17 protein-coding genes and 3 pseudogenes are annotated in these 22,146 nt (G+C 70.2%); 13 read left to right on the plus strand and 7 right to left on the minus strand.

The annotated features are described in order from the left end of the window. Window positions 1-221: 221 nt before the first annotated feature. From recA to rny, 5 genes and pseudogenes are all read left to right on the plus strand, one after another. Window positions 222-833 (plus strand): annotated as a pseudogene (recA, locus tag E1267_RS47205) (recombinase RecA); the annotation flags it as partial. A gap of 3 nt (window positions 834-836) precedes the next feature. Further along, a pseudogene (locus E1267_RS47210) lies at window positions 837-1,685 on the plus strand (LAGLIDADG endonuclease); the annotation flags it as partial. 144 nt (window positions 1,686-1,829) lie between these two features. Continuing rightward, window positions 1,830-2,408 (plus strand): annotated as a pseudogene (locus E1267_RS47215) (intein-containing recombinase RecA); the annotation flags it as partial. A gap of 11 nt (window positions 2,409-2,419) precedes the next feature. After that, on the plus strand, window positions 2,420-3,472 hold the full coding sequence (gene recX / locus E1267_RS14365) for a recombination regulator RecX (RefSeq protein ID WP_246063861.1): 1,053 nt from the start codon (window positions 2,420-2,422) through the stop codon (window positions 3,470-3,472). 533 nt (window positions 3,473-4,005) lie between these two features. Next, window positions 4,006-5,622: a ribonuclease Y gene (rny, locus tag E1267_RS14370; protein WP_132332946.1), complete on the plus strand. Its 1,617-nt coding sequence runs from the start codon at window positions 4,006-4,008 to the stop codon at window positions 5,620-5,622. Here the strand turns inward: rny and E1267_RS14375 are convergent. The 6 genes from E1267_RS14375 to E1267_RS14400 form a co-directional block, all read right to left on the minus strand. Beyond that, window positions 5,619-7,424, minus strand: coding sequence for a S9 family peptidase (locus tag E1267_RS14375; protein WP_246063863.1), 1,806 nt, complete (start codon window positions 7,422-7,424; stop codon window positions 5,619-5,621). The two genes, rny and E1267_RS14375, sit on opposite strands and share 4 nt — an antisense overlap. A 49-nt stretch (window positions 7,425-7,473) precedes the next feature. Then, entirely contained in the window at window positions 7,474-8,319 is an 846-nt protein-coding gene (locus E1267_RS14380; RefSeq protein ID WP_132332980.1) for a glutamate ABC transporter substrate-binding protein, read from the minus strand. A gap of 144 nt (window positions 8,320-8,463) precedes the next feature. After that, the gene (locus tag E1267_RS14385; protein ID WP_132332947.1) at window positions 8,464-9,333 is read right to left on the minus strand and encodes an amino acid ABC transporter permease; all 870 of its coding nucleotides are present in this window, start codon (window positions 9,331-9,333) and stop codon (window positions 8,464-8,466) included. Beyond that, a complete protein-coding gene (locus E1267_RS14390) occupies window positions 9,330-9,998 on the minus strand; it encodes an amino acid ABC transporter permease (protein WP_132332948.1) in 669 nt (222 codons plus the stop codon). The genes E1267_RS14385 and E1267_RS14390 overlap by 4 nt, the downstream gene beginning before the upstream one ends. 58 nt (window positions 9,999-10,056) lie before the next feature. Continuing rightward, a complete protein-coding gene (locus tag E1267_RS14395) occupies window positions 10,057-10,917 on the minus strand; it encodes a glutamate ABC transporter substrate-binding protein (protein WP_132332949.1) in 861 nt (286 codons plus the stop codon). 17 nt (window positions 10,918-10,934) lie between these two features. Further along, entirely contained in the window at window positions 10,935-11,690 is a 756-nt protein-coding gene (locus E1267_RS14400; RefSeq protein WP_132332950.1) for an amino acid ABC transporter ATP-binding protein, read from the minus strand. 138 nt (window positions 11,691-11,828) lie between these two features. Between E1267_RS14400 and miaB the strand changes: the two genes are divergently transcribed. The 3 genes from miaB (at window position 11,829) to E1267_RS14415 (ending at window position 15,631) form a co-directional block, all read left to right on the plus strand. Next, window positions 11,829-13,322, plus strand: coding sequence for a tRNA (N6-isopentenyl adenosine(37)-C2)-methylthiotransferase MiaB (gene miaB, locus E1267_RS14405; protein ID WP_132332951.1), 1,494 nt, complete (start codon window positions 11,829-11,831; stop codon window positions 13,320-13,322). Between the two features lie 912 nt (window positions 13,323-14,234). Next, entirely contained in the window at window positions 14,235-14,792 is a 558-nt protein-coding gene (locus E1267_RS14410; protein WP_132332952.1) for a hypothetical protein, read from the plus strand. Window positions 14,793-14,890: 98 nt separating this feature from the next. Then, window positions 14,891-15,631 carry an isocitrate lyase/PEP mutase family protein gene (locus tag E1267_RS14415; RefSeq protein WP_132332953.1) on the plus strand — a complete coding sequence of 247 codons (741 nt, stop codon included), beginning with the start codon at window positions 14,891-14,893 and terminating at the stop codon, window positions 15,629-15,631. Here E1267_RS14415 and E1267_RS14420 read toward each other — a convergent pair. Further along, window positions 15,625-16,524, minus strand: coding sequence for a ribonuclease Z (locus E1267_RS14420; RefSeq protein WP_132332954.1), 900 nt, complete (start codon window positions 16,522-16,524; stop codon window positions 15,625-15,627). The genes E1267_RS14415 and E1267_RS14420 overlap by 7 nt on opposite strands. Here E1267_RS14420 and E1267_RS14425 point away from each other — a divergent pair. The 5 genes from E1267_RS14425 (at window position 16,523) to E1267_RS14445 (ending at window position 21,970) form a co-directional block, all read left to right on the plus strand. Then, window positions 16,523-17,059: a methylated-DNA--[protein]-cysteine S-methyltransferase gene (locus E1267_RS14425; protein WP_132332955.1), complete on the plus strand. Its 537-nt coding sequence runs from the start codon at window positions 16,523-16,525 to the stop codon at window positions 17,057-17,059. The genes E1267_RS14420 and E1267_RS14425 overlap by 2 nt on opposite strands. A 13-nt stretch (window positions 17,060-17,072) precedes the next feature. Continuing rightward, window positions 17,073-17,978, plus strand: a complete 906-nt coding sequence (gene miaA / locus E1267_RS14430; protein WP_132332956.1) for a tRNA (adenosine(37)-N6)-dimethylallyltransferase MiaA — start codon at window positions 17,073-17,075, stop codon at window positions 17,976-17,978. Between the two features lie 9 nt (window positions 17,979-17,987). Continuing rightward, window positions 17,988-18,800 (plus strand): diaminopimelate epimerase, encoded by an 813-nt coding sequence (gene dapF / locus E1267_RS14435; RefSeq protein ID WP_132332957.1) that lies wholly within the window; start codon window positions 17,988-17,990, stop codon window positions 18,798-18,800. 100 nt (window positions 18,801-18,900) lie between these two features. Beyond that, entirely contained in the window at window positions 18,901-21,177 is a 2,277-nt protein-coding gene (locus tag E1267_RS14440; protein WP_165959618.1) for a tetratricopeptide repeat protein, read from the plus strand. A gap of 34 nt (window positions 21,178-21,211) precedes the next feature. After that, complete coding sequence (locus tag E1267_RS14445) at window positions 21,212-21,970, plus strand: SDR family NAD(P)-dependent oxidoreductase (RefSeq protein ID WP_220449488.1); 759 nt, start codon at window positions 21,212-21,214, stop codon at window positions 21,968-21,970. Window positions 21,971-22,146: the final 176 nt, after the last annotated feature.

The following is a 22,146-nucleotide window of genomic DNA, read 5'->3' on the forward strand; positions in this document are numbered from 1 at the left end:
GACCAGGCGTCGGCGGGACGTTCTGGCGTACCGTGGGTCACCTGCGCTGATCGGCTTCAGGGTGGGCGCGGATCGTGGCGTGTTCCTGCTGTGATCGAACAGCCGTTCGGCTACGATGAGAGAGCGCCGAGCCACGTCTTCCCCGGCAGTCCCGAAAATGTCGGTGGCAGGCCGTAGCTTTCACTCGACTGACCGGACCACGACCCTCCAGGGGGAGCTCCATGGCTATCAACGACCGCGAGAAGGCCCTCGAGACCGCGCTCGCTCAGATCGAGCGGCAGTTCGGCAAGGGCTCAGTGATGCGCCTGGGTGACGACGCCCGAGCTCCCATCGAGGTGATCCCCACCGGGTCGATCTCCCTTGACGTGGCTCTCGGCATCGGCGGCCTGCCGCGCGGCCGCATCGTCGAGGTCTACGGTCCCGAGTCCTCGGGCAAGACGACCATCGCCCTGCACGCGGTGGCCAACGCCCAGCGGGCCGGCGGCATCGCGGCGTTCGTCGACGCCGAGCACGCCCTCGACCCGGAATACGCCAAGAAGCTCGGGGTCGACACCGACGCCCTGCTGGTCTCGCAGCCCGACACCGGCGAGCAGGCGCTCGAGATCGCCGACATGCTCATCAGGTCCGGCGCCGTCGACATCATCGTCATCGACTCGGTGGCCGCGCTCGTGCCCAAGGCCGAGATCGAGGGCGAGATGGGCGACAGCCACGTCGGCCTCCAGGCCCGCCTCATGTCCCAGGCGCTGCGCAAGATCGCCGGCGCCCTGAGCAGCACCGGCACCACCGCGATCTTCATCAACCAGCTCCGCGAGAAGATCGGCGTCATGTTCGGCTGCATGTCGTACGGCACACGGGTCACGCTCGCCGACGGCACACAGGAGAAAATCGGCAAGATCGTCAATCAGAAGATGGACGTCGAGGTTCTCTCCTACGACCCGGCGACCGACAAGCTCGTTCCCCGCCGCATCGTCAACTGGTTCGACAACGGCAACGCCGAGCGCTTCCTGCAGTTCACTGTGGCCAGGTCGGGCGGAAACGGAAGGGCCCAGTTCGCCGCGACGGAGAACCACCAGATCCGCACTCCGGGCGGCTGGCGAGACGCCGGTGAGCTGATTGCGGGAGATCGCGTCATGCTCACGGAGACCCATCGTCTGAGCGACAAGCAGTGGCAGGTCATCCTGGGGTCGCTGATGGGCGATGGAAGCCTGTCGCCCAATCGTCGCGGCGGCACCGGCGCTCGCTTCCGCATGGGGCATGGCGCCAAGCAGGAGGACTATCTGTCCTGGAAGTGCTCGATGCTCGGCAACATTCCCCACAGCCGCAGCACTAATGCCAAGGGCGCGGGCTTCGCCGACTTCACTCCCCTGCCCGAGCTCGATGAGCTGCGCCAGGTGGTCTATCTCGGTGGGGGCAAGAAGCACATCACGTCGGAATACCTCAAGGCGCTGACACCGCTGGCTCTGGCGGTGTGGTACATGGACGACGGCTCGTTCGCGATCCGTTCGAAAGGGCTGCAGCAGCGCACCGAAGGCGGTTCCGGTCGCATCGAGATCTGCGTCGAGGCGATGAGCCAGGGCTCCCAGGAGCGTCTGCGCGACTACCTGTGTGACACCTATGGCCTCAACGTGCAGGTTCAGCACCGCGGGACCCGGGGCACGGCCGTCCTGCAGTTCGACACGGCTTCGTCGGCCGCGTTCCAGAAGCTGGTGGCGCCCTACGTCCACCCCTCGATGGCCTACAAGCTCCTGCCGCGCTACCGTGGTCAGTTCGTGGTCGAGCCGGAATTCGCCGACCCCGAGCCGCGGCTTGTGCCTTCACGGATCCTCGACATTCGCATCAAGCCCCAGACCCGCTCGATGAGGAAGTTCGACCTCGAAATCGAGGGGACGCACAACTACTTCGTCGACGGTGTCATGGTGCACAACAGCCCCGAGACGACGACCGGTGGCAAGGCGCTGAAGTTCTACGCCTCGGTCCGGATGGACATCCGCCGCATCGAGACGCTCAAGGACGGCACGGAGGCGGTCGGCAACCGCACCAGGATCAAGGTCGTCAAGAACAAGATGGCCCCGCCCTTCCGGGTCGCCGACTTCGACATCCTCTACGGTGTGGGCATCTCCCGCGAGGGCGGCCTCATCGACATGGGTGTGGAGCACGGCTTCGTCCGCAAGTCCGGCGCCTGGTACACGTACGAAGGCGACCAACTCGGCCAGGGCAAGGAGAACGCGCGCAACTTCCTGCGCAACCACCCCGACATGGCCAACGAGATCGAGAAGAAGATCAAGGACAAGCTGGGCGTCGGCCCGCGCCTCGACGCCCCCGTCGAGGCCGCGGCAGCCGCTCCGGCCCCTGCGGCCGCTCCTTCCGGCCGGGGCTCCAAGTCCACCCCCAAGCCGGGTGACGTCTGAGCGTCTGCCCTATGAGCAACCCCGACCAGCCGCACAACCGGGGCGCCTGGCCCACCACCTCGGCGCGGGGCGGCGACCGTGCTCTTTCGTCGGCGGACGGCTGGCCGTCCCTCGACGAGTGGCGCAACCGCCCGCGCACCTCCGACACCGAGTCCGGCGACGTCACGGGTTCCGGCAGCCCCGCGGAAGCCCCCGGCATGCCCGGCTCCCCGCCTCCGGCGCCGGGTCGCTTCCGCCCGGCCGACGACGGTCCGGCGCGTGACGGTGAGGGCGTTCCGGACGCCCATGCCACGCCGGGGCAGGGCACGACCGGCTCTCCGCCACCGCAGTCCGGCGGCTCTGGTGCGCGTGACGGCCGTCCGGCCGATCCTTCGGCTCCCGGCCATGGGGGTGGATGGCATTCCGAGGTGCTGGCCGGGAGCAGTTGGTTCGCTGACGACCAAGCGGACGGTGGCGAGAGGAGATCGGGCCGAGGGCGCCGGTCCGGCAAGGCGGGAAAATCCGGCAGGCGCGGTGACAAGAGGGCGAAAGGATGGCTTCCTGAGGGCCCTGAGGCCGAAAGCCCGGACGGGGCCGATCCGGAGTCGGTGGCCCGAGCCATCTGCCTGCGCCTGCTCACCATGGCTCCCAAGACACGAGCCCAGCTCGCCGAGGCCCTGCGCAAGCGGGAAGTGCCGGACGACGCAGCCGAAGCGGTGCTCAGCCGGTTCTCGGAGCTGGGGCTGATCGACGATGAGGCGTTCGCCGCGGCCTGGGTCGACTCCAGGCACCACGGTCGCGGCCTGGCCAAGCGAGCCCTGGCCGCCGAGCTGCGTCATCGCGGCGTCGACACCGACACGGTCAACGAAGCCGTCGACCGCCTCGACCCCGACCAGGAGGCGGAGACCGCCCGGCGACTCGTGGAGCGCAAGCTGGCCGCGACCCGTTCTCTCGACCCACGCGCCCGCACCCGACGCCTGGCCGGCATGCTCGCCCGCAAGGGTTACTCCTCGGGCCTCGCCTTCCGCGTCATCCGGGAAGCTCTGGAGCAGGAGGGCATCGACATGGAGGAAGACTTCCCCTGAGAGGTCCCCGTCCGGCCGCGACGGTTCGACGAGCTCTTGCTTGGACGGGGCGTACCGGCTGCTGCCCAAGCCCTTCGAACGGAACCTTTGACTGCGCACCTCCACGAGGAGGCCCCTTCCGGGAGGCCGCGTCCTGAGGCCTCTCCCCAAACGAGACCCATGCCCGGAATTCCCCTTCAAGCATGGTCTGGCCGGGTATCCCGGCACATCTGGGGGTGATGACGAATCTTGTGGTAGGTGCGGCGATGCGGCCCCGTAAGACACGCTTGGAGACGCGTTTGCTTGCTCGTGACCTGTTCGACGCATAACCTCGACGGCAGTGAGGAGTTACTCCGCGCAGTGCGGATTGCCATACCGGTGAACGACGGACGAGCGAGCTTGGGCGATCGAGGCAGGCGAGGTGTCGGGTTTTCGGGCCGACGCCCGGTCCGCCTTGGCTGGGTGTCGACCGGGCTGTCCGTGGCGTGCTTGTGACCCCTCCGTTTTGTGGCCGCGTTATGAGGTGTTGACGACGCGAGGAGGGCGGGGCGCACATGGGGCCGCTGGTCGTGGTGCTGATGGTGGCGGTGCTCGTGCTCGCGTTCGGGATGATCGTCGCGCTCCTCGTCGTCATACGCCGTACGTCCGGCCCTTCGCCGCGTGCCGGTAAGCCGAGCACCGAGCAGGTGCAGGCGGTACACGAGGAGCTGGAGCAGGCTCGTGAGGAGGCGCGGGAGATCCGCCACAAGGCGGAGACCGACGCCGAGGAGATTCTGCGCAGGTCGGAGAGCGCCGCGGAGAGCGCGGCCCAGATGCGGCGCGAGGTGGAAGAGGAGAGCCGGATCCTCAAGTCCGAGCTCAAGGAGCTACGGACCGATCTGGAGCGCAGGGAGGCCAGGCTGGCCGAGCGCGAGCAGCGCCTGGACGAGGAGGCCAGACGGCAGTCCGAGCGTGACAGGAAGCTGGCCGAGACCGAGGTCGAGCTGGCCGACCGGCGTGAGGAGCTGCTTCAGCTGGAGCAGGAGCGGCGGGTCGTCCTGGAGCGGGTCGCCGGGTTGACCGGCGCGCAGGCCAAGGCGGAGCTGGTCAGGGAGATCGAGAACCAGGCCAAGCGCGAGGCGGCGCTGATCGTCAGGGAGATCGAGGGTGCCGCCCGTAAAGAGGGCGAGAAGCGGGCCACCAAGATCGTGACGCTGGCCGTGCAGCGGGTGGCGGCGGAGCAGACGGCGGAGTCGGTCGTCAGCGTGCTGCACCTGCCGGGCGACGAGATGAAGGGCCGCATCATCGGGCGCGAGGGGCGTAACATCCGCGCCTTCGAGTCCACCACAGGGGTCAACCTGATCATCGACGACACGCCCGAGGCGGTGCTGCTGTCGTGCTTCGACCCGGTGCGGAGGGAGACTGCCAGGCTGACGCTGGAGAAGCTGGTGCTGGACGGCCGCATCCACCCGCAGCGCATCGAGGAGGCTCACGACCGCAGCCGCCAGGAGGTCCAGGACCTGTGCGCGCGGGCCGGCGAGGACGCCCTGGTCGAGCTGGGCATCACCGACATGCACCCCGAGCTGACGCTGCTGCTCGGGCAGTTGCGCTACCGCACCTCCTACGGCCAGAACGTCCTGAAGCACCTGATCGAGTCCGCTCACATCGCCGGCATCATGGCCGCCGAGCTGAAGATGAACCAGCGGCTGATGAAGCGCTGCGCCCTGCTCCACGACATCGGCAAGGCGCTCACGCACGAGGTCGAGGGCAGTCACGCGCTGATCGGCGCGGAGATCGCCCGCCGCTACGGCGAGGAGGAGGACGTGGTGCACGCCATCGAGGCGCACCACAACGAGGTCGAGGTCCGCACCGTCGAGGCGGTGCTCACGCAGGCCGCCGACGCGATCAGCGGCAGCCGCCCGGGGGCCCGCCGAGAGTCCCTGGAGGCGTACGTCAAGCGGCTGGAGCGGCTGGAGGAGATCGCGCAGTCGTACGACGGCGTGGAGAAGGTCTTCGCCATGCAGGCCGGCCGGGAGATCCGGGTCATGGTCAAGCCCGACGCGGTCGACGACATCCAGGCGCAGGTGATCGCCCGCGACGTGGCCAAGCAGGTGGAGGAGGAGCTGACCTACCCGGGGCAGATCCGCATCTCCGTCGTACGCGAGTCGAGGGCCACCGAGTTCGCCCGTTAGGCGAAGAGCTGCTGGTAGAAGGCGAGTTCGGCGGCGAGCGCCGCGGCCCGCGTCTCGGCGCGGCGGAAGCCGTGCGACTCCCCGTCGAAGGCGAGATAGGTGCACGGGACGCCGCGTTCGGCGAGCGCGTCGGCGAAGGCGGCCGACTGCTGGGGCGGCACCACGGGATCGTCGAGGCCCTGCAGGAGCAACATGGGGCAGGACACGCCGTCCACCAGGCCGAGCGGCTCGCGGGCGGCGTAGACGTGCGGGTCTTCCGGCCCCACCAGCCACTCGACGTAGTGGGACTCGAAGTCGTGGGTGTGCTGGGCGAGCGGCGCGAGCGCGCTGATGCCGTAGTAGGAGACGCCGCCCGCGAACACGTCGGACCGGCAGCAGACGGCCAGCACGGTCCAGCCGCCGGCGCTGCCGCCGCGTACGGCGATCTTGGCGGGGTCGGCCAGGCCTTCGCCGGCCAGCCATTGTGCGGCGGCGATCGTGTCGGCGACGTCGAGTCGGCCCCACTGCCCTTTGAGCCGGTCGCGGTAGCGCCTGCCGTAGCCGGTGGAGCCGCCGTAGTTGACGTCTAGCACGCCGATGCCGCGCGAGGTCAGGAACGCCTTCTCCAGGTCGAGCGCGCTGTCGGCGTGGGCCGTCGGCCCGCCGTGCACGAAGATCACGTACGGTGGGGCGCCGGTGGTGGCGGGGCCGTGCGGCGGATAGAGGAACGCGGGGGCCGGTGTCTCGACCGCCCGGGGAAGCGGCAGGTAGGAGGGGGCGGGCAGGCGCGCGTCGTGCCGGCCGAGCGCCGTGGACGTTCCCGTGTCCGCGTCCACCTGGAGGACCGACCGGGGGAGTGTGGCGGAATAGCCGACGCCGACCACCGACGTGCCTTCGGCCGCCAGCGCCGCGTCCCATCCGGAACAGGGCACGTCGAGGTCGGTGAGCGTGCCCGAAGCAGGATCGAGCACGCCCAGCCGCAGGTCGCCTCGCCCGTGCAGGACCGCGAGCCGTCCGTCGCCGAGCACGGTGTACGGCCGTCCGCCGAGTTGCCACGGCGGCGCCGCGAACTCCTCCTCGACGGGATGGAGCGCCCGGGCGTCGCCGCCCCGCAGGCCGATCTCGTAGAGGTTCCACCATCCTGAGCAGTCGGAGATCAGGTAGAGGTGGGCGTCGTCCTTCCAGGCAGGGGCGAGCACGGATTCGGCGGGGCCGCCCCGCACGGTCCACTGCTCCCCGCTGGAGAGGTCGACGACGCGGAGTTCGGTGCCGTCCCAGGGCATGAGCGGGTGGTTCCAGCACACGTACGCCAGATGCCGCCCGTCGGGGGAGACGGTGGGAGAGGCGTAGAAGTCGCAACCCGTGACCCAGGTGCGAGGGTCGCCGCCGGCCAGCGGGACGGACACGATGGCCCGGGCGATCTCGCCGTCGTCGCCGTGCCGCTCGCGTACGCCCCACAGCCGGCCGTCGTGCACGAGCAGGTCGGCGTAGCGGCCGTCGCCGGCGAGGGGTTTCGGCTCGCCGTCATCGCCCAGGAGGTAGAGGCGCTGGTCGGACAGGTTGGCGAAGACCACCTGGCCGCCGGGGGTCACGGTGTAGGGCCTGCCGCCGTACTCGTGCACCCGGGTGCACGCGCTCCACGGGGCCCGCAGCAGCTCGCGGTGGGTGCCGTCGGGTGCGCGGCACACGATCGTGGTGCGCCCGCCCTCGTCGGGGCGGTCCTCGGTCCACCACACCCGGCTGCCCAGGACCGTGGGCCAGCTCGGACGCACACCTGATCGCGCCACGTCTCTGGTCGTGATGGGGGAGGGCCGGAAAGGCATACCCCGCATCCTGCCGGAAGATCGCCCGGCGTGCTGGCCGGATCTTGGATCAGGGGCATCCGGCGGGCGGCGGCGGAGACGCGGGCAGGTCGAGGCCCGTCTTGCCGAACCACTTCTGCAGCAGCCGGGCGGCGGTGCCGTCCCGCCACATCGAGGTGATCGCCTCGTTGACGGCCTCGCACGTGGCGATCTCGCCCTCCTTGAGACCGACCGCCCACTCCTCTCTGCTGATCGGGTCGTTGAGCAGCCTGAGTTTCTTGGGGTCCTGCTCGACGTAGCCGGCCAGGGACAGGTTCTCGGTGCTCACCGCGTCGAGCTGGAGGTCGAGCAGTTTGCGTACGCACTCGGAGTAGTTGGCCGCGGGCACGAGGATGGCGGGCAGGTCCAGCTTGCCGTCGGGCGGCGGGTCGACGATGCGGCGGTACGAGTTGGACCCCTTGGCCAGGCAGATGCGCTTGCCCGCCAGGTCGCTCGTCTTCTGGATGGAGGTGTCGCCGGAGCGGACCATCGTGTCCTGGTACGCGGTGACGTACGGGCCCGCGAACGTCACCCGGGGCTTGCGCGACATGGTGATGGAGTAGGAGGCGACGACCATGTCGACGGTGCCGTTCTGCAGCAGCGCCTCACGGACGGAGGAGGGGGCCTCGCGCCATGTGATGCGTACGTCCTCGCCGCCGGCGAGGTGGCGGACGATGTAGCGGGCGACGTCGACGTCGAACCCCTCGGGGGCGCCGGGCCCCGTCTTCAGGCCCACGCCCGGCTGGTCCCACTTGGTGCCGACCGTGACCGTGCCGCCTTCCCTGATCTTCTCGGCGACGGTGGGGAATGAGCCGTTTCCGCCGCACGCCGCCAGGCACACGGCCATGGCCGCCCCCGCGAGCGCCGCCCCACGCATGGTCACCCCGATCATCTCCTGTAAAAAGGAGCTTGTCGGCTGAATAGCGCGTACAGGCGCGTTTCGCAACGCCTCCAACGGAGATGTGGGGCTTTCTTGGCCATCTATCGGTGTACGGGCGGCGCGCTCTCCGCCCGTACACCGTCAGGCTGCGCCTTCGCCCATGCCCGCGACGGCCGGCGTGACCGGCTTGGCCGCGGTCTTGCGGCTGCGCCTGCTCCGACCCTCCAGCCAGGTGGCCAGGGAGCTCAGGGCCATGTTGAGCGCGACGTAGATGATGCCGATGACGATCGCCGCCGGGATCAACGAGCCGAAGAACCGGGCAGGAAGGATCTTGAAGCCGGTGTTGAGCAGGTCGACGTAGGCGATGATGTAGCCGAGCGCGGTGTCCTTCAGCAGCACCACGAGCTGGCTGACGATCGCCGGCATCATCGCCGTGACGGCCTGCGGAAGCAGCACCAGCCGCATGACCTGGTTCTTCCGCATGCCCACCGCGTAGGCGGCCTCCGACTGCCCCTTGGGCACGGCCTGCACGCCGGCCCTGACGACCTCGGCCAGCACGGAGCCGTTGTAGAGCATCAGGCCGACGACCACCGCCATGAACGCGTAGTCGCCGCCGCCCATCAGCACCGGCGCCAGGTAGAAGATGAAGAAGATGAGCAACAGCAGCGGGATGGCCCTGAAGACCTCCACCACCGCCCCGGCAGGGACCCTGATCCAGGCATGGTCGGAAAGCCGCGCCAGGCCGAAGATCGCGCCGAAGGCCAGCGCGAGCACCGCGGCCACCGCCGCCGCCCGCAGGGTGCCGATGAGACCCGGGATGATGTAGAACTCCCACGTCTCCCACTGCAGGAACGGCTCCCAGATCTTGCCTTCCCACTGGCCCTTGGCGTCGAATCCTCTGTAGACGCCGTAGACGACCGCCGCGACGGCGATGAGGCTGACGACGGTGAGGGCGTGGTTGCGCAGCCGCCCGCGCCGGCCTGGGGCGTCGAACAGGACAGATGTGCTCATCGGGCCACCGCCAAGCGCCGCGACAACCAGCCGGTGAAGAACCCGATCGGCATGGTCAGCACCATGAAGGCGACGACGATGCCGAGGAAGATGGGAATCGACGCGCCGGTCTGGTCGAAGGTCTCCTTCATCACGGCCGCCGCGTCGGCGAGGAACCCGCCCGCGGTGGCGACCGTGGTGTTCTTGATCATGGCGATGATCACGCTGCCCAGCGGGGCGACCACCGAGCGGAATGCCTGCGGCAGGATGATCATCGTCAGGGACTGGCTGAACGTCAGGCCGATCGCCCTGGCCGCCTCGGCCTGGCCCAGCGGCACCGTGTTGACGCCCGAGCGCAGCGCCTCACACACGAAGGCCGCGGTGTAGAGGGACAGGCCCATCGCGACGAGCCAGAACGAGTTGGTCCGTGGCTCGCCCGAGAAGACCAGGCCGAGCTGGTCGCTCAGGCCCAGCGCCGAGAACGCCAGCACCAGTGTCAGGGGCGTGTTCCGGACAACGTTGACGTAGATCGTGCCCGCCGCGCGCAGCACCGGCGTGGGGGAGACCCGCATCGCCACCAGGATCGTGCCGATGACCAGGGAGGTGACCAGGGCCACGAGCGCGAGCTTGACGTTTTCCAGAAACCCCAGCCCGAGGTCGGGGGCGTATGTGATTAGTTCGTCCATCGTGCTCCACCGCAAGGGCGACGGGCGGCCGGGGGGCCGGCCGCCGTCGCCGACGTGATCAGCTGCAGCCCTCGGCCGGCGGCGCGGCCTCCGACAGCTTCAGGCCCTGGATGCCGCCGAACCACTTGTCCAGCAGCTGCTTCATGGTGCCGTTGTCCCACAGCTTCTTCACCGCGGTGTTGACGGCCTCGCAGGTCTTCGTGTCGCCCTTCTTCAGGCCGACGCCGTACTTCTCGTCGGTGAAGCCCTGGCCCAGCACCTTGAAGTTGCCGCCGGCCTGCTTGGCGAAGCCCGCCAGGATCAGGTCGTCGGTGGTGACGGCGTCGAGGTTGCTGCCGCTCAGCTTCTGCACGCACTCGGAGTAGTTGGCCGCGTCGACGGTCGTGGCGTCGATGTCGAGCTCGCCGTCCGGGGGCGGGTCGGTGATGCGCTTGTAGGAGTTGGAGCCGGCCGCCTTGCAGATCTTCTTGCTCTTGAGGTCCTGCGGGCTGTTGATCGACGTGTCGTCCTTGCGGACCATGACGTCCTGGTGGGCGACCACGTAGGGGCCGCCGAAGGTGACCTTGCCCTTGCGCTCCTCGGTGATCGAGTAGGTGGCGACGATCATGTCGACCGTGCCGTTCTGGAGGAACGGCTCACGGTTGGACGAGGCCGACTCCTTCCATTCGATCTCGACCTCCTTGCCGCCGGCCAGCTCCTTCACCAGGGCCTTGGCCACGTCAACGTCGAATCCCTCGGGCTCGGCGCCCATCTTCAAGCCCAGGCTCGGCTGGTCCCACTTGGTGCCGACCACGATCGTGTTGGCACCCTGGACCTTCTCCAGCACGGTGGCGTACGACTGCTCGTCGCCACCGCAGGCCGTCAGGCCGGCCGCCAGAGCCGCCACGGAGAGCAGCGCTCCCGTTCGACGCATGTGCATGTGTACCTGCCTCAATCTCAGTGCGTGAGGATCTTCGAAAGGAAGTCGCGCGCCCGGTCGGTCTGCGCGTTGGTGAAGAACTCGTCGGGGGTGTTCTCCTCGACGATCTGCCCGTCCGCCATGAACACCACGCGGTTGGCGGCGCGGCGGGCGAAACCCATCTCGTGTGTGACGACCACCATGGTCATCCCGTCACGCGCCAGCCCGACCATGACGTCGAGCACCTCCTGCACCATCTCGGGGTCCAGTGCCGAGGTCGGCTCGTCGAACAGGATCATCTTCGGGTCCATGGCCAGTGCCCTGGCGATGGCGACCCGCTGCTGCTGGCCACCGGAGAGCTGGGCCGGATATTTGTCCGCCTGAGCCGCGATGCCTACCCGTTCGAGAAGCTCCATCGCACGCTTGTTGGCCGCATCTCGCGAAAGTCCGCGCACCTTGACGGGGCCGAGCGTGACATTCTCCCGGATGGTCTTGTGAGCGAACAGATTGAACGACTGGAAGACCATGCCGACGTCGGAACGCAGCCTCGCCAGCGCCTTGCCCTCCTCGGGGAGCACCTGGCCGTCAAATATGATCTGCCCGTCACTGATCGTCTCCAGCCGGTTGATCGCACGGCAGAGTGTGGACTTCCCGCCGCCCGACGGGCCGATGACGACCAGAACCTCGCCACGAGAGACGGTCAAGTTGATGTTCTTCAGGACATGCAGCGCCCCGAAGTGCTTGTTGACGTTCTCCAGCCGAACCAGTGGAGCGCCGTCGCCGTTCTCCGTCATGGACCAAAACGGTAGAGGGCAATAAGACGCTGGTCACTAACCGGGTGGTACCGATCCGATCACATCGTGCCGTCAAGCTGGTCTTTTAGATCGGTACGGGCCGTCTCAAGCCTGACAACGACTACCCTGGAATGCGCCATGACTGTGACCCAGGAGAGCGCCCGCACCTACGAAGTGCGCACATATGGGTGCCAGATGAACGTCCACGACTCCGAACGGCTCTCCGGCCTGCTGGAGGACGCCGGCTACGTGCCAGCCCCCGACGGCGAGACCGCCGACGTGGTCGTGTTCAACACGTGTGCCGTGCGGGAGAACGCCGACAACCGCCTCTACGGCAACCTCGGCCACCTGCGCCCGGCCAAGGTGAGCAATCCACGCATGCAGATCGCCGTGGGCGGCTGCCTGGCGCAGAAGGACCAGGGCGAGATCGTCCGCAAGGCGCCATGGGTCGACGTGGTCTTCGGCACCCACAACATCGGCTCGCTGCCGGTGCTGCTGGAGCGCGCCCGCATCGAGGGCGAGGCGCAGGTCGAGCTGAAGGAGTCGCTCGAGGTCTTCCCCTCGACGCTGCCCACCAGGCGCGAGTCCGCCTACGCCGCCTGGGTGGCCGTCTCGGTCGGCTGCAACAACACGTGCACGTTCTGCATCGTCCCCTCCCTGCGCGGCAAGGAGAAGGACCGCCGGCCGGGCGAGGTCCTGGCCGAGGTCGAGACCCTCGTCGGCCAGGGCGTGCTCGAGGTCACCCTGCTGGGCCAGAACGTCAACACCTACGGCGTGGAGTTCGGCGACCGGCTGGCCTTCGGCAAGCTGCTGCGCTCGTGCGGCTCGATCGAGGGCCTCGAACGGGTCCGCTTCACCTCGCCCCACCCCGCCGCGTTCACCGACGACGTGATCGCCGCCATGGCCGAGACGCCCAACGTCATGCACCAGCTGCACATGCCGCTGCAGTCGGGCTCCGACCGGGTGCTGCGCGCGATGCGCCGCTCCTACCGCGCCGAGCGCTACCTCGGCATCATCGAACGCGTGCGCGCCGCCATGCCCGACGCGGCCATCTCGACCGACATCATCGTCGGCTTCCCCGGCGAGACCGAGGAGGACTTCCAGGGCACGCTCGACGTGGTCAGGCAGAGCCGCTTCGCCAACGCCTTCACCTTCCAATACTCCATCCGCCCCGGCACGCCCGCGGCGACCATGGACGACCAGATCCCCAAGGAGGTCGTCCAGGAGCGCTACGAGCGCCTGGTGGCCCTCCAGGAGGAGGTCTCGTGGGAGGAGAACAAGAAGCAGGTGGGGCGGACACTCGAAGTGCTGGTCGCCGAGGGTGAGGGCCGCAAGGACGACGCCACCCGCCGGCTGTCCGGCCGCGCGCCCGACAACCGGCTCGTGCACTTCGCCGCGGGTTCGGAGACTCCGCGGCCGGGTGACATGGTGACGGTCGAGGTGACGTACGCCGCGCCGCACCACCTGGTGGCCGACGGGCCCGTGCGCGAGGTCAGGCGCACCCGGGCGGGCGACGCCTGGGAGTCCCGCCAGGCCGGTCCTTCGACGGGCCCGGGGGTGCTGCTCGGCATGCCCACCCGCGGCCGCCCCGCCCCCCTTCCCGCGCCGTCGGACACCTGCTCCGCCCGCTGACCCGGGCGTCGCCCATTCCCGGCCCGCCGCTGCCAGTGTCCCGAGGCGCGGCGGTTCCCTCCTGCGGTGCCGGGCGTGAAGCGGCCGGGACTGTCAGCGGGTGAGGCGGTCGAGGTAGCTGTAGCAGGGTCGGCGGCGGAAGTCGTGGAAGGTGGCGCAGGGGTCTATGCCGTGCGCCGGTGGTTCCGGGGCGACCGTGCGTGTGGTCGGCGCGGGCGCGGGGTCGCGCGAGGGCGGCTGAGGGGGTGGTTGCGGTGAGGGGGAGCCCTCGGAGCGGGGCGCCGCCGACCGTGCCTGGACAGGCGTCAGGGGAGCCGCCGACCGGTCGCGGAAGGGCGACGTGGGAGCGGCCGTACGCCCGGGGAGCGGCGCCGGCGGACCCAAGGAGGCGGGCGAGCCGGTGGCCGGTGACGGACGAGCGGGTTCGGGCGTGCCCCAGGGCGGGGTTCCCGTGATGGCCCAGGGCGGCGGTACGGGCTGGATCCACGGCGGTGACAGGGGCCCCATCGCGGCGTCGGCGGTCCGCGCCGACGGTGGCTGGAACGTTCCAGGAAAAGGTGTGGTCGTTGTCGCTCCTTGTGCCGCATTCGACGCCCAGAGTGGCGGAGGAGGCGTTATCGATCTTGGGATGTGCGGGGATTCCCGATCGAATTCGGCGGAGCTTTGCGGGGACGGTTCGGGCGACCTGGTGAATGCCAGGAAAATGCCGAGGGTCGCGGTGACGAGTACCCCGGCGGCTCCGGCCAGGGGTGCCAGGCGGGCGCGGCTACCTGGCCTTATGGATCTAAGGGGGGACAAGTCGTAATTCCTTCGTGATTGTTCTGCGAGCATTCCGGTGTTGCGGCTAGTGTGGTCCATCACCCGCGGAAGCCGGTGAGCTTTCCCGATACGACCGCAGGGAGCTGCAACACCATGCAAGGTTCGCGCGAGCCGGATCATCAGGAGATCCTGTCCGGGCCTGGGGACACCCGTTCGTCTTCGAGGAATGGGCCCTCGGGGCACAAGCCCTCGAAGAACAGCAAGAAGATCGCCATCATCGCCGCCGCGGCGGCGCTCGGTTTCGTGGCGGCGGCCGGTGGCGGCTACCTGCTGGCAGGAAACCCCGCCGATCCCGCGCAGCCCGGAGGCGCTCAGCCCGTGCCGTCGCAGAGCGCCGGCGGCGACCAGGAGCTCCAGGGCGACGACGACGCCGCCATGGGCGACGCCAAGACCGACGCCCCTGACGACAACCTGCCGACCGGCGACGACGACGGCAGCATGGGCGACGTCGCGACCGACGGCGACGGTGGCCCCGGCAACGAGGACACAGGCACGACCGGCCGCAACCCCTCCGACGGCGCCAAGCAGACCAACTCCGGCAAGAAGCCCGCGACGACCTCCCCCAGCAAGCCCCCGCAGGACGAGGGCGACACCCCGGCGGACGGCCCGGCTGGCCTGGTCAACGGCCAATGCGCCAAGGGCGGCTGCTGAGGAAGTCCAGAGGCCCTTCGCCCCGGGTGAAGTGGTTTGCCGTAATTGGCCGGTGTTGGACCTTCGGGGATGGCTGAGCGCTCCGTAAGGTCGCCCGCATGACGAGTGACAAGGCGGCCGCGCTACGAGCCCTGCACGTGCCGGGAACCCCTCTGGTCCTGCCCAACGTCTGGGACGCGGCCTCGGCGCGCGCCGTACAGGAAACCGGTTTTCCCGCGGTCGCGACAGGCAGCGCCGCCGTCTCCCGCGTGCTGGGCTACGAGGACGGCGAGGGCGCCCCGCCCGGCGAGATGATGGCGGCGGTGACGCGCGTGGCCAGGGCGGTCGACGTTCCCGTCACCGCGGACGTCGAACGCGGTTACGGGCTCGGCGCCGCCGCCCTCGCCGAGGCGCTGGCGGATGCCGGAGCCGTCGGGTGCAACCTGGAGGACTCCGTCCCCGGCACCGGCGAGATGGTGCAGACCGGCGTCCAGGCGGACTTCCTCGCCGAGGTACGCGCCGCCGCCGGGCCGGGCCTGGTGATCAACGCCAGGATCGACCTCTACCTGCACGGACGCGCCGACCGCGCCGCGGCCGTCGAGCGCGGGCGGCGCTACTTGGAGGCGGGAGCCGACTGCGTCTACCCCATCGACCTGACCGACGAGGAGGAGATCCGGGCGCTGGCGGGCGAACTGGGCGGGATGGTCAACATCCTGTTCCAGCCGGGAGCGCCTTCTCTGCCGCGCCTGGCCGAGCTGGGGGTGGCCAGGATCAGCTTCGGGGCCGGGTTGCACCGCGCGTCCGATGCCTACGCGCGCGGCTTGTTCGCGAAGGTCAGGCAGGGCCGCAGCCCTTACTGACGGCGGCGCGGCACGGGGACCTTCATCAGGTCGCGGGCGAGCACCACCTCGCCGCCGAAGCTGCGCCGCACCTCGGAGGTGAACGACGGCTCCGCGGCGAATCCGTACCGTTCGGAGAAGTGCGTGAGCACCAGCCTGCGCACGCCCGCGTCCGCAGCCACGACCCCCGCCTCGTACGCCGTCAGATGCCCGTACTCCTTGGCCAGCGCGCTCTCCGACGACAGGAACGTCGACTCGATCACCAGCAGGTCGACCCCCGACGCCAGCTCGAAGACGGCGTCGCAGAGCCGGGTGTCCATCACGAAGGCCACGCTCTGCCCCGGCCTGGGCTCGCTGCACTGGTCGAGCGTGACGCCGCGTACGGAGCCCGTGCGCTGCAGCTCGCTCACCTCGGGGCCGCGGATGCCGTGGGCGGCCAGCCGGTCGGGCAGCATGCGGCGGCCGTCCGGCTCCTGGAGGCGGTAGCCGTAGGACTCGATTGGGTGGGACAGGCGGCGGGCGCTCAGCGGGCCGACGCCGGCGGTGTCGCCGTCGAGGGGATGTTCGGAGATGACGGACGTGTCGGCGAACACGGCGGAGTGGCGGAGCCTGCGCCAGTAGGGCTCGCCTGAGCCCGGGAACAGCGCCCGTACCGGATGCCTGACCCTGTCGCGGGCGATGCGCTGGACCACGCCGGGCACGCCGAGGCAGTGGTCGCCGTGGAAGTGCGTGAGGCAGAGCCAGTGCACGTCGTGGGCGCTGACGCCGGCGAGCAACATCTGCCGCTGCGTGCCCTCGCCCGGGTCGAACAGGAAGCCCTGACCGTCCCAGCGCAGAAGGTAGCCATTGTGGTTACGGTGTCGGGTAGGGACCGCGCTGGAGGTGCCCAGCACCACGAGCTCACGTGAGGACATGATGCCCGCCGCCGCAGAGACCGCCGCCTTCGCCGAGGTGCCGACGCCCGTCGGCCCGTTCGTGCTGGCCGTCACCGAAACCGGCCTCGCGGCATCGGGGTGGGCGTCGGCGCACGGGTCGCGTGCCCGCCTGGCCGAGCGGCTCGGCCTGCCAGAGGTTCATGATGCGGATCGTACGGCCTTCGCGGTCGCGGAGCTGAACGCCTATTTCGCCGGAGACCTGAAGGTCTTCGTGACGCCGATCGACTGGCGTCTGATGTCCGGCTCGCGGCTGCGGGTGCTCCAGGCCCTCCACCAGGTCCCGTACGGCACCGCCGTCACCTACGGCGAGCTGGCCGCCCGCAGCGGCTCCAGCGTGCCTGCCCGCGGCATCGGCTCGATCATGGGTTCCAACCCCATCCCGATCTTCGTGCCCTGCCACCGGGTGGTCGCGGGCAGCGGCCTGGGCGGTTTCAGCGGCGGCGAGGGCGTGGAGACCAAGCGCCGGCTGCTGACCCACGAGGGTTATCTGCAACCGACGCTGCTCGACCTCTAGCAGACTGGTCAGTGTGAACCAGCAGCCCGTCATCGCCGTCGTCGGCCCCACCGCGGCGGGGAAGTCCGATCTCGCCGTCGATCTCGCCCTCCGGCTGACGGGCGAGTGCGTCAACGCCGACTCCATGCAGCTCTACCGGGGGATGGACATCGGCACGGCCAAGCTCACCCCGGCCGAGCGGCGGGGGGTTCCCCACCACCTGCTCGACGTCTGGGACGTCACGGTCACGGCCAGCGTGGCCGAATACCAGAAGCTGGCCAGGGCCGTCTTCGACGCCGTGGACGTGCCCGTCCTGGTCGGCGGCAGCGGGCTCTACGTGCGGGCGGCCATCGACGAGCTGGAGTTCCCCGGCACCGACCCGGAGATCAGGGCGAGGCTGGAGGCGGAGCTGGCCGAGCGCGGCCCCGCCCCGCTGTACGAGCGGCTGCGCGGGCTGGACCCGCCCGCCGCGGAGGCCATTCTGCCCAGCAACGGCCGCCGCATCGTCCGCGCCCTTGAGGTGATCGAACATTCCGGGCGTCCGTTCTCGGCCACGATGCCCTCCTACGAGGCGGTCTACCCGAGCGTGCAGATCGGCATCGAGGTGCCGAGGCCCGTGCTGGACGAGCGGATCGCGGTCAGGGTCGAGCGCATGTGGCGGGCGGGCCTGGTGGACGAGGTGCGGGAGCTGCTGGGGAAGGGCCTGGCGGAGGGCCGTACGGCGAGCCGCGCCCTCGGCTACGCCCAGGTCGTCCGCTTCCTGGAGGGGGAGTGGAGCGAGGAGCAGGCGATCGCCGAGACGGTCAGGCTGACCAGGCGCTTCGCCCGCCGTCAGGAGTCGTGGTTCCGCCGTGATCCGCGGGTGTGCTGGCTGCCCTACGACGCCCCCGACCTGTTGGAGCGATCCCTCGATCGGATCGCCGCGAGCCGGTGTGCATAAACTCCTAGAATGCGCTTTCTCAAGGGGCACGGCACCGAGAACGACTTCGTCATCCTGCCTGATCCCGACGGCGAGCTGGACGTCTCCGCCTCGCTCGTCGCGAAGATCTGCGACAGGAGGACAGGCATCGGGGCCGACGGTGTGCTGAGGGTCGCGCGCACCAAGCAGAGCCACGAGGTGGCCGAGCAGGCGTCGGCGGCGGAATGGTTCATGGACTACCGCAACGCGGACGGCAGCGTCGCGGAGATGTGCGGCAACGGCGTGCGCGTGTTCGTCCGCTATCTGATCGACGCCGGGCTGGTGCAGCAGCCGGAGTTGGCGGTGGCCACCCGGGGCGGCCTGCGCAAGGTCCGCGTCGAGCCGGACGGCGACATCACGGTCGACATGGGACGGCCCGTCATTCACGGCGAGAGCGTGGCGACCGTCGGCTCCCACGAGTACACCGGCCTGTACGTCGACATGGGCAACCCGCACCTGGCCTGCGCCATCGGCGACCCCGTGGTTCAGCTCGACCTCACGCACCAGCCCGGTTTCGACACGGGGGTCTTCCCCGGTGGCGTCAACATCGAGCTGTTCAACCCGGTGGGCACCAGCCGCGCGGTCATGCGCGTCTTCGAGCGCGGCTCGGGCGAGACCCGCTCGTGCGGCACCGGCGCGGTGGCCACGGCCGTCGCCGCCGCGAACCTGTCGGGCGACAGCACGGGCACCTGGACGATCGAGGTGGTCGGCGGCACGCTGACGGTGACCCTCGACGAGGACACCAGCTACCTGTCGGGTCCCGCGGTCATCGTGGCGAGCGGCGAGCTGATGCTGTCGGACTGAACGGCGCGGGCCTTTTCGGTCCTCGGTGACGGCGAATCGGACGTGCTGATGGGGCTTCCGCGTTTTGGGCACGCTCGTTGACCTGGCAGACTGGCTGCCCATGGACGTGGACATCTGGGCCTGGGTCGGCGATACCCAGCAGCAGCTTTCCGAGGCGGGCAACGTTGGCCTCGCCATGGCGCTGGGAGACCTTCCCGCACAGGCCTATGAGGGCCGTTACCCGCAGCTCGACGTCATGGCTCCGGCCATCGCGCAGCAGGCCGAGGCCCTGGAGCTGCCCTGGCTCGAGTTCTACGCCCGCTACTGGCACCTGATCGGCCGCATCGGCGACCGTGCTCAGGGCGCGGTCGCGCTCGACGACGCGCAGCAGCTGAGGGAGTTCGCTCAGCGGGAAGACGTACGCGAGTGCCCCGCCGCTCCTGCGGCGGTCGAGGCGATGGCCATCGCGTGGGCCAACGCCGACGGCCCCGGCCACGCGGCCGAGCGGCTCGAACTGCTGGGCGCGCACATCGAGGCGCTGACCCCGGAGAAGCCCGCCTTCACCGGGCTCGTCACGCAATATGTCGCCGCGCTGATCGACGCGGGCCGGCCCAGCGAGGCCGTGACCTACGCCGAGTCTGCCGTCGAGCGGCTGCGGGTCGCCGGTCGCGAGTCGAGCTGGGAGCTCGGCGCCGAGGGCGCCCGCGCGCTGCTCGCCGCCGGCCGGGCCGAGGACGCGCTGCAGGCGTTGCAGGCCGCGGCGGGCTTCGACGCGGACGACCCGGTGGCCAAGGAGCACCGCGACGGCGTGCGCAGGGCGCTGGTCCTGGCCACGCTCGGCCGCATCGCCGAGGCCGTCGACGCGCTGCCCGACCTCGACGTGGTGGGCGAGCACCCGCGGGTGTTCGTCGAGTGGTCGCAGACCGTCAGCAAGCTGGCCGGCTCCGCCCAGATCACCAACACCTGGCAGCTGGGCCGTGTGCTGCGCCAGTGGATCGACTACTTCGGCATGATGGGCGGCTACCGCGCCCGCGTCGAGCTCGCACTGGTCGCGGGCGAGCTGGCCATCGGCAGGCAGGGCGTCTGGCAGGCCGGGCTGCTGGCCGACCTCGCCGAGTCGGGGCTGCCCGAGCTGCGCGACACCGAAGGGCTCGCCGAGCGCATCGCCGCCCTGCGCGCCACCGCCGACGCCACGGACGAGCCCGAGCCGCCCGGCCCGCTGGAGGAGCGGGTCGGCCTCTTCGACGCCGCCGACGGCTTCAACGCCGACCCGGAGAGGTGGGTCGGCTGGCTCGCCCCGCTGTCCGGGCGCGACATCGAGGCCACCCGCCGCCACACGACCACGGCCGGTTTTCTGGGCTACCCCGCGACCGGCGCCGACATCTACTGGAAGATGCTGGTCGACTCCGGCGACATCGCCACCGCCGAGGCCGACGACGTGGCCTACCTCACCACGCTGCTCATCGAGGCCCGCCAGGACGAGCGGCTGGAGCAGATGGCCGCGATGTTGCCGCACGACGCCCAATACCTCGCGCTGGCCAGGCTGCACAGCGCCCGCGAGCGCTGGCCCGAGACTCTGGAGGCGGCCGAGCACGCCGTGGCGGCCGGCGCCGGGCTGGAGGCCCGCCGCCTGTTGTCGGGCGCGGCCCAGCAGCTCGACCAGAACGCCAGGGCGGCGGGGGTGCTCCACGACGTGCTCGACGAACTCGTCGAGGAAGACGTCTGGCGCATGATCGTGATGGCCACCGCCGCCGAGGACTGGGAGATCGTGCGCAAGGGCGCGGCCAAGATCGGCATGCCGATCAAGTCCACGGAGGGCCCGATCGAGGAGGAGATGGGCCTCATCAGGGTCATCCTGCCCGCCCCCGACGGCGGCCAGCGCCAGGTGCTGTCGATCCGCACCGGTCCGGCCACCGCCAGGCTGGCGCTGCCGCAGCCGCGCGGCATGGAATACAATGCCGGCGACCTGGTGATCTTCGACCCGCAGCTGCTGGAGCCGGTGCCGGAGGACCCCGAGGAGCAGCAGAACTTCGTGCCGCCCTTCGCCGCGGTCAGCATTCTGCGGCCCGGCGGCTACACCAGCTACTTCTTCGACGGCGCCGCGCCCAGCGAGGAGGACTGGGCGGAGTTCACCGAGGTCATGGCCGAGCGCGGCTGGCCGATGTGGGTCTACAGCGACGAGAACTACACCGTCTCCCACCCGTCCTCGGGTGAGCGGCTGCCCGGCGTGTTCGGCTGGGTCGCGGTGCCGCCCGACGTGTCGCCCAACGAGGTCGACGCCCTGCTCGACGACGCCACCGAGCGGTGGGTGCACCCGCTGGCCTGGCTCGACCTGGCCCGCGAGCTCGACGTCGAGGTCGAGCGGCACGAGCGCATCGTCAAGGAATACGGGCTGTAGGGCCTGGGGGCCACCGGAAGGACGAGGGATCGACGTGCTGGAACGCTTCCGGCTCGACGGCAGGGTGGCCATCGTCACCGGCGCCTCCTCCGGGCTGGGCGTGGCCTTCGCCCAGGGTCTGGCCGAGGCGGGCGCCGACGTCGTGATCGGCGCCCGGCGGGTCGAGCGGCTGGAGCAGACGCGGCGGCTGGTCGAGGAGACCGGCCGCCGGTGCCTGGCCGTGCCGGCCGACGTGTCACGGCCCGAAGACTGCGAAGCCCTGGTGACAGTGGCCGTCGAGGCCATGGGCGGCGTCGACGTGTTGATCAACAACGCCGGCGTCGCCACGGCCGTGCCCGCGCTGCGTGAGACCCCGGAGGAGTTCCGGCAGGTCATCGACACCAACCTGCACGGCACCTACTACATGGCGCAGGCGTGCGCGCGGGTGATGCGGCCCGGCTCGTCGATCGTCAACATCGGCAGCGTGCTCGGCGAGACCACGGCAGGTCTGCCGCAGGCCGCCTACAGCGCGTCCAAGGCGGCGGTGACCGGGCTGACACGCGACCTCGCGCAGCAGTGGACCGGCCGCCGTGGCATCAGGGTCAACTGCCTGGAGCCGGGTTTCTTCGCCTCCGAGATGACCGAGCTGTACAAACCCGGTTATCTAGAGCGCATGGTGGAGTCGCGGGTGGTCATGGACCGCACCGGCGACCCGGCCGAGCTGGTGGCCGCGGCGATCTTCCTGGCCAGCGACGCGTCCTCGTACATCACCGGGGTGACGCTGCCGGTGGACGGCGGGATGCTGATCACCTAGGCCTCGCCACGAGGACGTCGTGCCGGGCGAGGAAGCCCGCGTGGTCGCGCCCAGCCGCTCGCACAACACTGCACCGGGCGCCGCACCGTGCGCGGGCTCAGCGGGGTGGGCCACGGCGCGCGGGAGATCAGCCCGGGGTCTTCCAGTCTGGGCAACCTGCGGCGGATGGCGGTGGG

The sequence above is a fragment of the Nonomuraea longispora genome, assembly GCF_004348345.1.
GTDB lineage: Bacteria > Actinomycetota > Actinomycetes > Streptosporangiales > Streptosporangiaceae > Nonomuraea > Nonomuraea longispora.